Below are 12,375 nucleotides of genomic sequence, written 5' to 3'. Positions count from 1 at the left end.
AATGGCTGGACCTGCCGCTGGCGAACACGTCGCCCATACCGATCACCACGATCACAAGCCGAGCTTCTTTACCCGCTGGTTCTTCTCGACGAACCACAAGGATATCGGAACGCTCTATCTGATCTTCGCGATCTTCGCCGGCATCGTCGGCGGAACGCTGTCCGTCTTCATGCGCATGGAGCTGCAGGAGCCGGGCATCCAGATTTTCCACGGCCTTGCATCCATGATGTATGGCGTCGACGGCGACTCCGCCATCGATGCGGGCAAGAGCATGTACAACATGTTCACCACCGCCCACGCCCTGATCATGATCTTCTTCATGGTCATGCCGGCGATGATCGGCGGTTTCGCCAACTGGATGGTGCCGATCATGATCGGTGCGCCGGACATGGCCTTCCCGCGCATGAACAACATCTCCTTCTGGCTGATCGTTCCGGCCTTCCTGCTGCTCGTGCTCTCGATGTTCGTCGACAGCGCGCCGGGCGCATGGGGTGTCGGTGGCGGCTGGACCATCTACCCGCCGCTGTCGACCACAGGTCAGCCGGGTCCGGCAGTCGACCTCGCGATCTTCTCGCTCCACATTGCCGGTGCGTCGTCGATCCTGGGAGCGATCAATTTCATCACCACGATCCTGAACATGCGCGCGCCGGGCATGACGCTGCACAAGATGCCGCTGTTTGCCTGGTCCGTTCTGATCACCGCATTCCTGCTGCTTCTGTCGCTGCCGGTTCTGGCGGGTGGCATCACCATGCTTTTGACCGACCGCAACTTCGGCACGACCTTCTTCGCTCCGGAAGGCGGCGGTGACCCGATCCTGTTCCAGCACCTGTTCTGGTTCTTCGGTCACCCGGAAGTGTACATCCTGATCCTGCCCGGCTTCGGCATCATCAGCCACATCATCTCGACCTTCTCGAAGAAGCCGGTGTTCGGTTATCTCGGCATGGCCTACGCCATGGTCGCGATCGGCGCCGTCGGCTTCATCGTCTGGGCGCACCACATGTACACGGTCGGCCTGTCGCTCGACACGCAGCGCTACTTCGTGTTCGCCACGATGGTCATCGCGGTTCCGACCGGCGTGAAGATCTTCTCGTGGATTGCCACGATGTGGGGCGGTTCCATCCAGTTCCGCACCCCGATGATCTGGGCGATCGGCTTCATCTTCCTGTTCACCGTCGGCGGTGTCACGGGCGTTCAGCTGGCCAATGCCGGTCTCGACCGCTCGCTGCACGACACCTACTACGTGGTGGCTCACTTCCACTACGTTCTGTCGCTCGGCGCCGTGTTCGCGATCTTTGCGGCCTGGTACTACTGGTTCCCGAAGATGACCGGCTACATGTATTCGGAAACGCTCGGCAAGCTGCATTTCTGGGTCATGTTCGTTGGCGTGAACCTGATCTTCTTCCCGCAGCACTTCCTGGGTCTTGCGGGCATGCCGCGCCGCTACATCGACTATCCGGATGCCTTCGCCGACTGGAACCGTATTTCGTCCTACGGCTCCTACATCTCGGCCGTCGGTGTCCTGATCTTCCTCTTCACGGTCTGGGAAGCCTTCTCCAAGAAGCGCGTTGCCGGCGACAATCCGTGGGGCGAGGGTGCCACCACGCTGGAATGGCAGCTGTCTTCGCCGCCGCCGTTCCACCAGTGGGAACAGCTTCCGAAGATCAAGTAAGCTTCGGTAGCAGGAACGAAATTGGGCCGCCCGCTGTTATGGGCGGCCCGTCCTGTCAGATTGAATGCGGAATTCGCAATGAGTGTCATGGATCATCACGACGGTGTAGCAACGGAAGCGGGCGTCCGCCTGTCCGAGGCCAGTGCCGGCGATTACTTCGCGCTTCTGAAGCCGCGGGTGATGTCGCTCGTCGTGTTCACGGCGCTTGCCGGCCTGGTGCTTGCGCCCGGCCACATCAATCCGGCGATCGGCCTGATCGCCATCCTGTGCATCGCGGTCGGCGCCGGTGCGTCCGGCGCGCTCAACATGTGGTATGACGCGGACATCGACGCCGTCATGAGCCGCACCGCCACCCGTCCCATTCCGGCCGGCAAGGTCATGCCGGAAGAGGCGCTCGCCTTCGGCATCACGCTGTCGGCCTTCTCGGTCGCCATTCTTGGCCTCGCCGTCAACTGGATCTCGGCCGGCCTGCTGGCCTTCACCATTTTCTTCTACGCTGTCGTCTACACGATGTGGCTGAAGCGCTCGACGCCGCAGAACATCGTCATCGGCGGAGCCGCCGGCGCTTTCCCGCCGATGATCGGCTGGGCCTGCGTGACCGGCGGCGTTTCGATCGAGAGCATCGTTCTCTTTCTGATCATCTTCCTCTGGACCCCGGCGCATTTCTGGGCGCTCGCGCTCTTCAAGATGCGCGATTACGGCGCCGTCGGCGTGCCGATGCTGCCGAACGTCTCCGGCGAGGCGACGACCAAGCGGCAGATCGCGCTTTACGCGGTGCTGACGGCGCTGACCGGCGTCGTGCCTGTCGTCATCGGCCTGTCGAGCGTCTGGTACGGTGCTGCCTCGCTCTGTCTCGGCCTGGCCTTCGTCTGGTATGCCGCCGGCGTGCTGCGGATGGCGGACGGCGACGAGCGCATGCTGCCGGCCAAGAAGCTCTTCGCCTTCTCGATCATGTATCTCTTCGTCATCTTCCTGGCACTGATGGTCGACCACCTGGCAATCGCCTACGGGCTGACGCAGGGAGGTCTCCTGTGATGGAAACCGTCGAACTCAACGAAAAGCAGAAGAAGTCGCGCCGCGGCCGCAACATCGCGCTCGGCCTCGTTCTCGGCGGTCTGGTCATTCTGTTCTATGTCGTGACGGTCGTTAAGATCGCCGGCGGCGCGCAGTAATATGGAGGACGATGTGGCTGAGGAGACGAACAAGGCACCGGCGGCAAGGAAGCCCCGCAACAACGGCGCGGTCGTCGCCGTCTGCCTGACTTTCGTGTTCGGCATGATCGGCATGAGCTATGCCGCCGTGCCGCTCTACAAGATCTTCTGCCAGGTCACCGGCTATGGCGGCACCACCAAGCGCGTCGAGCAGCAATATGCCGATCGCGTTCTCGAGCGGCGCATGAAGGTCACCTTCGACGCCAACATGGCGCCGGGTCTCGACTGGTCGTTCAAGCCCGTGCAGCGCTCGGTCGATCCGAAAATCGGCGAGACGGTCGAGGTGCGCTTCATCGCGACCAACAATTCCGGGAAAGAGCAGACCGGCCAGGCGACGTTCAACGTCACGCCACAGGCGGCCGGTGCTTATTTCAACAAGGTAGAATGTTTCTGTTTCACCGAGACCACGCTTGAGCCGGGTGAAACGCTGGAAATGCCCGTCGTCTTCTACATCGACCCCGATATTGTCAACGAGGTCGAGACAAAGGACATCGGAACGCTTACGCTGTCTTACACAATGTACCCGCACGAGAGGGAAAAGCCGGTTGCTTCGAAGGCACCGGTCAAGGGCGGGAAACAGGACGCAGCGCAACTGTAGTGGGAATGGGATGCCGCTTCGGCGGTCGTCTCGAGAGGAAAGTTTGACATTCGGGGATAGCTGATATGGCCGATGCGCATCAGAAAAATCACGACTACCACATCATCGACCCAAGTCCGTGGCCGTTCCTGGCTTCCGTGGGTGCCTTCATCCTGACCTTCGGCGGCGTGTGCTACATGCGCTACCTGAACGGCGGTTCGATCAAGCTGTTCGGTGCGGAACTCGCCAATCCGTGGCTGTTCTTCATCGGCCTTCTGCTGACGCTTTACACCATGTTCGCCTGGTGGGCCGACACGATCAAGGAAGCGCATGAGGGTGCGCATACCCGCGTCGTTTCGATGCATCTGCGTTATGGCATGATCATGTTCATCGCGTCAGAAGTCATGTTCTTCGTGGCATGGTTCTGGGCCTTCTTCGACGCCAGCCTGTTCCCGGCCGAGGCCATCCAGGCCGCCCGCGTCGAGTTCACCGGCGGTCAGTGGCCGCCGAAGGGCATCGAGGTTCTCGATCCCTGGCACCTGCCGCTCTACAACACGGTTATCCTGCTTCTGTCCGGCACCACGGTCACCTGGGCGCACCACGCGCTGCTGCACAACGACCGCAAGGGCCTGATCTCCGGCCTGACGCTCACAGTCCTGCTCGGCGTCCTGTTCTCCTGCGTCCAGGCCTACGAGTACATGCACGCTCCGTTCGCATTCAAGGAATCGATCTACGGCGCGACCTTCTTCATGGCGACCGGCTTCCACGGTTTCCACGTTCTGGTCGGTACCATCTTCCTCCTGGTATGCTTGTTCCGTGCCATGGGTGGCGACTTCACGGCAAAGCAGCATTTCGGCTTCGAGGCGGCTGCCTGGTACTGGCACTTCGTCGACGTGGTCTGGCTGTTCCTGTTCTTCGCCGTCTACATCTGGGGCGGCTGGGGCGCACCACTCGCGCACGGCTGATCGGGCGCTGATACATTCGGGCGGCGGTGAAATCACCGCCGCCTTTTTCTTTTGAAGGAAATGCAATGGATATTCGCGAAGACAAGGGCCAGTCGGGCGGACGTTACGTCGCCACGGTCGAAGGGCATGAAGGCGAGATGACCTATTCGCGGGCGTCCGCCCACCTGATCATCATCGACCATACCGGCATTCCGGACGCGCTTCGTGGCAAGGGCGTGGGCCAGGCGCTGGCCGTCCATGCGGTCGAAGAGGCGCGGGCAGGGGGCTGGAAGATCATCCCGCTCTGCCCGTTCTTCAAGGCGCAGCTTGCCCGCCACCCCGAATGGAATGATGTGATCAGCGGCCGCTAGCGCGCATCTGCGCGAGGCCAAGCGTCGGCGTGACCGCCACGCCCTGCAGCCGGTCCTCGATGATGGCGGCGCATTCGAGTGGGGTCAGCACGCTGGTATCGAGCGTCAGGTCGTAGTCGGCGGCGCGGCGGATATACTCCTGCCACCGCGCGACGGGCAGCGGCACCGGATCGTCGGCGCTGGCCTTGACATAGTGATGCGAAGGGTCGCTGTCGGCTGCGCGCCGCTTCATGATGTCGGCAAGCGGGCAGGTGACGCAGACGACGAGATGCGGCAGCCCCTCCAAAAGCTTGAGGCCATTTTCCATCAGGTGCAGCGATCCCGCATGACCGTCATGAATGCCGAAGTCGGCGACGACGTTGATGCCGCGGCGGCTGTGGGCGGCGATCGATTCGAACCAGGCGCCGTAGAGCGACGGCAGATGCTCTTCCAGATCGGGCCGCTCCCCTCCGGGGCGAAGCCCGATCCCGGGACGCAGACGCTCCGGCAGCATGTGCATGTGGCCGTCGACGCCGATGTTCATCCAGATGCCGTCCCAGTGGGTCTGGATCGCTCGGGCGATCGACGTCTTGCCGGATCTGGGGGCGCCGTTGAGGATGATGATCTGTCCAAGAGGCTCATGCTTTTTCATTCGTCACTCCATCTTTCTGCGGGGTCGAGGGAAAAATTTGCCTGCCAATTGCGGATATCCTAAGGAAGAATGATGGCGCGAGGAAACAGGCATGAGCGATAACTTGAACGAGCACGAAGACACCGCGCATTTTGCGCCGGTCGATCCCATCAAGACCGGGCTGCAGGGCTGCTGCCCGCGCTGCGGCCAGGGCAAGCTGTTTCAAGGCTTGCTCTCCGTCAAGCCGCGTTGCGCCAGCTGCGGTCTCGACTATTCCTTTGCCGATGCGGGCGACGGGCCGGCGGTGTTCGTGATCCTGATCGTCGGCTTCGTCGTGGTCGGTCTGGCCCTGTGGATGCAGGTCACCTACAACCCGCCGTTCTGGGTTCATCTGCTGCTGTGGGTTCCGCTGACCATCGGCCTCTCGCTCTATCTCTTGCGGGCCCTGAAGGGCGTTCTGATCTCCCTGCAATACAAGCACAAGGCCGCCGAGGGCCGCATCGACCGTGGTTGATATCGCTGGAAAACGGGTGAGGCCGGTAGCCGCGGTCTTGCTGCTGCTCGCGCTCGCCATCCTGCTCTCGCTCGGAACCTGGCAGGTGCAGAGACTGCACTGGAAGGAAGGCCTGCTTTCCGACATCGAATCGCGCCGCCATGCCCCGCCGGTCTCGATCGATGCGATCGAGACGATGGCGAAGGACGGCGAGGACATCGAATACCGGACGGTGACGCTGACCGGCACCTTCGACAACAGCCGCGAGCGCCACTTCTTCGCCACCCATGACGGCGCCAGCGGCTTCTATGTCTACACGCCGCTGACGATGGCCGATGGCCGCATCGTCTTCGTCAATCGCGGCTTCGTGCCCTACGACCTGAAGGACCCCGCCAAGCGCCCCGAAGGCGAGTTGCAGGGCGTGCAGACCGTCACCGGCCTGGCGCGCACCAAGCTTGCCGAAAAGCCTTCGATGATGGTGCCGGACAACGATATCGCCAAGGATATCTTCTACTGGAAGGATCTGGATGCGATGGTGGCGAGCACGGGCCTCGATGCGTCGAAGGTCCTGCCGCTGTTCGTCGATGCGGATGCAACGCCCAATCCCGGCGGCCTGCCGGTCGGCGGCGTCACGCAGGTCGATCTGCCGAACGACCACCTGCAATATGCCTTCACCTGGTATGGTCTCGCCGCCGTGCTGGTGGTCGTCACCGCAATCCGTTTTTTCGACGGCAAGCGCAAGTCCGAAAAGGAAGAGACATGAGCCTGCTTGCATCCGTTCTGGTGGCGCTCGTGGCGCTGCTGCACGTCTACATTCTGGTCCTGGAAATGTTTCTCTGGACGAAGCCGCAGGGGCTGAAAGCCTTCCGCATGCGGCCGGAACAGGCCGAGGCGACGAAGGTCATGGCCGCCAATCAGGGGCTCTATAACGGCTTTCTCGCCGCCGGCCTCATCTGGGCGCTCGTCCACCCCAATCCCGACTTTTCTTACCAGCTGAAGCTGTTTTTCCTTGGCTGCGTCTTCGTCGCCGCCCTATATGGCGCGGTAAGCGCCAACCGCCGGATCCTGTTCATTCAGGGATTGCCGGCCCTTGTCGCGGCAATTTGTGTTCTTTCTGCAGGATAGACGACGTGGCGATGGCGAAACCCGAACTGACAATCAGGCTGTGCGGCCCGCGCGGCTTCTGCGCCGGCGTCGACCGGGCGATCCAGATCGTCGTCCTGGCGCTGAAGGCCTATGGCGCGCCCGTCTATGTCCGCCACGAGATCGTCCACAACCGCTATGTCGTCGAGGGGCTGGAGGCCAAGGGCGCGATCTTCGTCGAGGAGCTCGACGAGATCCCCGCCGAGCACCGCGAGCAGCCGGTCGTCTTCTCCGCCCATGGCGTTCCGAAGTCCGTGCCCGCCGATGCCGAGGCCCGCAATCTCTTCTACCTCGACGCCACGTGCCCGCTCGTCTCCAAGGTCCACAAGCAGGCCATGCGCCACCAACGGCTCGGCCGCCACGTCGTGCTGATCGGCCATGCCGGCCATCCGGAAGTCATCGGCACCATGGGGCAGTTGCCGCAGGGCTCCGTGTCGCTGATCGAGACCGTCGAGGATGCCGAGGCCTATCAGCCGGCCGATCCCGACAATCTCGGCTATGTCACCCAGACGACGCTTTCGGTCGACGACACCGCCGGCGTCATCGCCAAGCTCGCCGAGCGCTTTCCGAACCTGACGGCGCCGGCGGCCGATTCGATCTGCTACGCCACGACCAACCGTCAGGAAGCCGTCAAGGAGGCCGCGCCCGGCTGCGATCTCTTCATCGTCGTCGGCGCGCCGAATTCGTCGAATTCCAAGCGCCTCGTCGAGGTCGCGCTGAAGGCCGGCGCCTCGCGCTCCATCCTCGTCCAGCGCGCCTCCGAGATCGACTGGGATAGCATAGGCGACATCCGCACGGTGGGCCTGTCGGCCGGCGCCTCCGCGCCGGAGGTGATCGTCAACGAGATCATAGAAGCCTTCCGCGAACGCTTCGACGCCAAGGTCGACCTTGCGATTACGGCGGAAGAAAACGAGCACTTCCTCGTCAACCGCGAACTTCGCGAGATCGAACTCACCCATCAGGACATGGCCTGGGTGAACGGCTGAGGGATTGTCTCATCATTTGAGACTTGCCAGTATCTTTGTTTCTCGGACGGGAAAGGCGAATTGCCGGTTGATTTCATCCGTCATTTTGCTGCAGTAAATGCCTCGACGCATTCACAAGATTTCCACCTCCGCGCACCGCAGGAAACCCGCCCTTGGCCGTCTACACCGATATTTCCGAGGATGACCTCCGGCAGTTCCTCGCTGCCTATGATGTCGGCGAGCTCTTGTCTTACAAGGGCATCGCGGAGGGCGTCGAGAATTCCAATTTCCTGCTGCACACCTCGAAGGATCCGCTGATCCTGACGCTCTACGAAAAGCGCGTAGACAGGAACGACCTGCCGTTCTTCCTCGGGCTGATGCATCATCTCTACGAGGGTGGCCTGAATTGCCCGCTGCCGCTGCCGCGCAAGGACGGCGAGCTTCTGGGCGAGCTCTCTGGCCGACCCGCTGCGCTGATCTCCTTCCTGGAAGGCATGTGGCTGCGGAAGCCGGAGGCGCGCCATTGCCGCGAGGTCGGCCGGGCGCTGGCGGAAATGCATGTCGCCGGCGAAGGCTTCGAGATCCGCCGCGAGAATGCGCTGTCGCTCTCCGGCTGGCGCCCGCTCTGGGAGAAGTCGGCCGCCCGAGCGGACGAGGTCGAGGAGGGGCTTGGCGCGGAAATCCCGGCCGAACTCGACGACCTCGAGGCCAATTGGCCGAAGGACCTGCCGACGGGCGTCATCCATGCCGACCTCTTCCAGGACAATGTCTTCTTTCTCGGCGACAGGCTGTCCGGTCTGATCGACTTCTACTTCGCCTGCAACGACCTGCTCGTCTACGACGTCGCCATCTGCCTCAATGCCTGGTGCTTCGAGAAGGACGGCTCGTTCAACGTCACCAAGGGCATGGCCCTACTGCAGGGCTATGAGAGCGTGCGGCCGCTTTCCGACGCGGAAGCCGCTGCCCTGCCGATCCTCGCCCGCGGGTCGGCGCTGCGCTTCTTCCTCACCCGTCTTTATGACTGGCTGACGACGCCGGCCGGAGCTCTGGTCGTCAAGAAGGATCCGCTCGAATATCTGAAGAAGCTGCGCTTCCACCGCCAGATCCGCTCTGCCGCCGAATACGGACTGACACGCTGATGAAACATGTCGATATCTTCACCGACGGAGCCTGCTCGGGCAATCCGGGCCCGGGCGGCTGGGGCGCCATCCTGCGCTATGGCGAAACCGAAAAGGAACTGTCGGGCGGCGAGGCGGAAACGACCAACAACCGCATGGAGCTCTTGGCGGCGATCTCGGCGCTCTCCGCCCTGAAGAGCGCCTGCGAGGTCGATCTCTATACCGACAGCAAATACGTCATGGACGGCATTTCCAAGTGGATCTTCGGCTGGAAGAAGAACGGCTGGAAGACCGCCGACAAGAAGCCGGTCAAGAACGGCGAACTCTGGCAGCAGCTCGATGCCGCCAACCAGCGCCACAAGGTCAAATGGCACTGGGTCAAGGGCCACGCCGGCCATCCGGAAAACGAGCGCGCCGACGAGCTCGCCCGCATGGGCATGGAGCCCTTCAAGCGCCGCTAGGCCGATGAGCCGCGATCAGACCGCCTCTTTCAAGGGGGCGGCACTGGCCTCTTCGGCGAGCACGCTCTGCAGCTGTGCGACCTGCTTGTCGATCATCCGCACATGTGCCGCATCGTCCGCGAGGATGCTTCTCATCGGGGCAGGGCGTCCGAGCAGATAGCCTTGCGCGGCGTCGCAGCCTTCGTGGTTGAGGATGTCCAGCTGGTTTTTCGTCTCGACACCTTCGGCGAGAATTGGAATTTCCAGGCTTTTGCCGAGTGCAAGGACGGCGCGGATGATGGCGCGTGCCTGCTGGTCGTTCTCGATTTCGTTCATGAAGGAGCGGTCGAGCTTGATCTTGTCGAACGGGAACGCCCGGAGCGTTTCCAGCGAAGAGTATCCGGTGCCGAAGTCGTCCAGCGCGATCGTGACGCCAAGCGCCTTGATTTCCTTCAGCATCTCCAGGGTGCGCTGACGATCCTGCACGATGGTGGTCTCCGTCAGTTCCAGTTCCAGCCTTTCGGCGGGAAGTCCCGTCTTTTGCAGAATGCCTGCGACGGTTGCCGGCAGCTTCCGGTCGGCAAATTGCAATGGTGAGAGGTTGACGGCGATCTTTGCCGCGGCCGGCCATGTGACCGCCTGCTGGCATGCCGTCAGGAGCACCCATTCGCCGATGGCGAGGATCATGCCGCTCTCTTCCGCAATCGGAATGAATTCGCTCGGCGGCACGTAGCCGCGTTCGGGGTGTTTCCAGCGCAGCAGGGCTTCGTAGCCCCGCACGGCGCCGGTCGAGACCGAGGTCTGGACCTGGTAGAAGACCTCGAACTGCTCGAGCTCGATGGCCTGACGCAGGTTGGCCATCAGTTCCTTGCGGTTGCGCACTGCCTCGTCCATGGAGGCGTCATAAAAGCAGATGGAGCGGGTGATGTCGGACTTTGCCCGGTACATCGCCAGGTCGGCATTGTTGACGAGATCATGGCTGTTGTCGCCGTCTGCCGGGTAGAACGCCGCGCCAAGGCTGACGCCGACCGACACCTCGCTGCCATCCGGCAGCCTGACCGGCTTGCAGATTTCAGCCTTCAGGTGCACCATGAAGTCGTAGGCTTGTTTCTGGTCGTCCAGTCGTCCGATGGCGGCAAACTCGTCGCCCCCGAGTCGGGCAATGAAGTGGTTTTCATCGACGAGCTTCTTCAACCTTTCGCCCAGCGCGCACAACAATTCATCGCCGACGGCATGTCCACGGATATCGTTGATTTCCTTGAACCGATCGAGATCGAAGGCGACGATCACAAAGCGCGAGCCCTCAATCTCCGCACGGTTGATCTCGGCGGCCAGATGGTCACTGAAATTCTGGCGGTTGGCGAGGCCCGTGAGGCTGTCGTAAAGCGCGAGGTGATGGAGCTTGCGGAAGGATTCGCGCCGGTTGCGGTCGTCCAGAACGAAGGTCGTCAGACCCGTGCCGACGATGGCCATGACCGCGAGGGCGACCGCGAAGGCCATGGCGATCAGCGTGCCGCCCTGCGCCGTGGGCGCGCGCAGCACCATCGGCGTCACTTCGAGCGCCGTCATGCCGGTGAAATGCAACGCGACGATCGCAATCACGAAGAGGCCAGAGGCGATGACGGTCTTCCGCGACAGGGTCTGAGAATTCGCAGCCAGGAAGGCAAGCGGGGAGATGGTGACTGCCAACACGATGGAGGCGATGACGTAGCTCATCTTCCATGCCAGCAGGCCATCGATGCGGTAGCCCATCATGCCGGTATAGTGCATCGCCACCACCGCGATGCCGGAAAGAACACCGCCGCAAATCGTCGCTGTCATTGATTTATTGGATGCCACAGTCAGTCCCACGAACATGCCGCAGATGGCGACAAGCAGCGAGACGATGGTCAGCACCGGCTCGAAGAAGATCGGACCGCCGCTCTTGTAGGCAAGCATGGCAATGAAGTGCGTCGACCAGATCGAGGAGCCTGCAGCCGTTGCCGCCAGGAATTGCCAGCCAATGTTCGGCAAGCCGCGGTCATCCGCGCCTCGTATGAACAAGCGAAAGGCAATGAAGCTGCCAAAGGCGCAAATTGCGGCCGCGAGCCCGACGAGCCAGAGATTGTGTTGACCCGTGATGCAACTGATGACGCTCAAGATGGTATTCCTCGAAGTGTGGCGAAGCGACGTTCGTACGGAATACGTTGAAATTGTTTGAATAGTTTGCCCGCAGGACCGCCGAACGTCAGGTCCGGAGATTTATTCGGACGCCATAGTTAAAAATGTGCGCACAGCTTCGACTTGAAGTTGTGCGCACAACAGTCGCGCAATCGGTGTTGGTCTCAAAGCTGTTCGAGGATCGCCGCGGCACCCGAGGTGACTGCCTGGCCGGGCTGTTCTTCGACATTCAGCTTCTTCACGACGCCATCGTCGACGATCATCGAATAGCGCTTGGAGCGCACGCCGAGGCCGCCGGCCGACAAATCCATGTCGAGGCCGAGCGCCTTCGTGTAGGAGGCGTCGAAGTCGGCGAGGAAGCGGATCTTGCCGGCGCCACCGGTCTTGTCGGCCCAGGCGTTCATCACGTGCCAGTCGTTGACGGAAACCACCATGATGTCGTCGATGCCCTTGGAGAGGATCGCATCGCGGTTCTCGAGGAAGCCCGGCAGATGGTTGAGCGAGCAGGTCGGCGTGAATGCGCCGGGCACGGCGAACAGGACGACCTTCTTGCCGGCAAACAGCTCATCGGTCGAGAGCTTGGCCGGGCCGTCGGGGGTCTTTTCCATCAGGGTGGCGGCGGGCAGCTTGTCGCCTTCGGCAATCGACATGTGTAACTCCTGGATTTATGGGGG

At 62.1% G+C, this 12,375-nt stretch carries 15 protein-coding genes; 12 read left to right on the top strand and 3 right to left on the bottom strand.

The genetic code is table 11. The features are described 5' to 3' along the window. Position 1 precedes the first annotated feature (1 nt). The 6 genes from ctaD to NN662_RS14415 all read left to right on the top strand — a co-directional run bounded on the left by ctaD (position 2) and on the right by NN662_RS14415 (position 4,772). Entirely contained in the window at positions 2-1,669 is a 1,668-nt protein-coding gene (gene ctaD, locus NN662_RS14440; protein WP_261930931.1) for a cytochrome c oxidase subunit I, read from the top strand. Between the two features lie 78 nt (positions 1,670-1,747). Continuing rightward, positions 1,748-2,704, top strand: a complete 957-nt coding sequence (locus NN662_RS14435; protein WP_261930930.1) for a heme o synthase — start codon at positions 1,748-1,750, stop codon at positions 2,702-2,704. Then, positions 2,704-2,841 (top strand): hypothetical protein, encoded by a 138-nt coding sequence (locus NN662_RS14430; protein WP_261930929.1) that lies wholly within the window; start codon positions 2,704-2,706, stop codon positions 2,839-2,841. Before NN662_RS14435 ends, NN662_RS14430 begins: the two co-directional genes overlap by 1 nt. A gap of 1 nt (position 2,842) precedes the next feature. Further along, a complete protein-coding gene (locus NN662_RS14425; protein WP_410010937.1) occupies positions 2,843-3,478 on the top strand; it encodes a cytochrome c oxidase assembly protein in 636 nt (211 codons plus the stop codon). A gap of 65 nt (positions 3,479-3,543) precedes the next feature. Continuing rightward, positions 3,544-4,422 carry a cytochrome c oxidase subunit 3 gene (locus NN662_RS14420; RefSeq protein ID WP_261930927.1) on the top strand — a complete coding sequence of 293 codons (879 nt, stop codon included), beginning with the start codon at positions 3,544-3,546 and terminating at the stop codon, positions 4,420-4,422. Between the two features lie 65 nt (positions 4,423-4,487). Next, positions 4,488-4,772, top strand: a complete 285-nt coding sequence (locus NN662_RS14415; protein ID WP_261930926.1) for a GNAT family N-acetyltransferase — start codon at positions 4,488-4,490, stop codon at positions 4,770-4,772. On the opposite strand, the gene NN662_RS14410 is transcribed toward NN662_RS14415, so the two are convergent. After that, positions 4,759-5,403, bottom strand: a complete 645-nt coding sequence (locus NN662_RS14410) for a phosphotransferase-like protein (RefSeq protein ID WP_261930925.1) — start codon at positions 5,401-5,403, stop codon at positions 4,759-4,761. The genes NN662_RS14415 and NN662_RS14410 overlap by 14 nt on opposite strands. A 91-nt stretch (positions 5,404-5,494) precedes the next feature. Between NN662_RS14410 and NN662_RS14405 the strand changes: the two genes are divergently transcribed. From NN662_RS14405 to rnhA, 6 genes are all read left to right on the top strand, one after another. Further along, positions 5,495-5,896 carry a DUF983 domain-containing protein gene (locus NN662_RS14405; protein ID WP_261930924.1) on the top strand — a complete coding sequence of 134 codons (402 nt, stop codon included), beginning with the start codon at positions 5,495-5,497 and terminating at the stop codon, positions 5,894-5,896. Positions 5,897-5,912: 16 nt separating this feature from the next. Beyond that, positions 5,913-6,638, top strand: a complete 726-nt coding sequence (locus tag NN662_RS14400; protein ID WP_261930923.1) for an SURF1 family protein — start codon at positions 5,913-5,915, stop codon at positions 6,636-6,638. Continuing rightward, a complete protein-coding gene (locus NN662_RS14395) occupies positions 6,635-7,000 on the top strand; it encodes a DUF1304 domain-containing protein (RefSeq protein WP_261930922.1) in 366 nt (121 codons plus the stop codon). Before NN662_RS14400 ends, NN662_RS14395 begins: the two co-directional genes overlap by 4 nt. An 11-nt stretch (positions 7,001-7,011) precedes the next feature. After that, positions 7,012-8,004: a 4-hydroxy-3-methylbut-2-enyl diphosphate reductase gene (gene ispH, locus NN662_RS14390; RefSeq protein ID WP_261931981.1), complete on the top strand. Its 993-nt coding sequence runs from the start codon at positions 7,012-7,014 to the stop codon at positions 8,002-8,004. 152 nt (positions 8,005-8,156) lie between these two features. Further along, positions 8,157-9,122, top strand: coding sequence for a homoserine kinase (locus NN662_RS14385; protein ID WP_261930921.1), 966 nt, complete (start codon positions 8,157-8,159; stop codon positions 9,120-9,122). Then, positions 9,122-9,562 (top strand): ribonuclease HI, encoded by a 441-nt coding sequence (gene rnhA / locus NN662_RS14380; RefSeq protein WP_261930920.1) that lies wholly within the window; start codon positions 9,122-9,124, stop codon positions 9,560-9,562. The genes NN662_RS14385 and rnhA overlap by 1 nt, the downstream gene beginning before the upstream one ends. 15 nt (positions 9,563-9,577) lie before the next feature. Here the strand turns inward: rnhA and NN662_RS14375 are convergent, their stop codons facing one another. After that, positions 9,578-11,554, bottom strand: coding sequence for an EAL domain-containing protein (locus NN662_RS14375; RefSeq protein WP_261930919.1), 1,977 nt, complete (start codon positions 11,552-11,554; stop codon positions 9,578-9,580). Between the two features lie 311 nt (positions 11,555-11,865). After that, positions 11,866-12,351 (bottom strand): peroxiredoxin, encoded by a 486-nt coding sequence (locus NN662_RS14370; protein WP_261930918.1) that lies wholly within the window; start codon positions 12,349-12,351, stop codon positions 11,866-11,868. Positions 12,352-12,375: the final 24 nt, after the last annotated feature.

The organism is Rhizobium sp. NRK18 (genome assembly GCF_024385575.1).
Taxonomy (GTDB): domain Bacteria; phylum Pseudomonadota; class Alphaproteobacteria; order Rhizobiales; family Rhizobiaceae; genus JANFMV01.
This window is presented reverse-complemented; position numbering and strand designations above follow the sequence as displayed.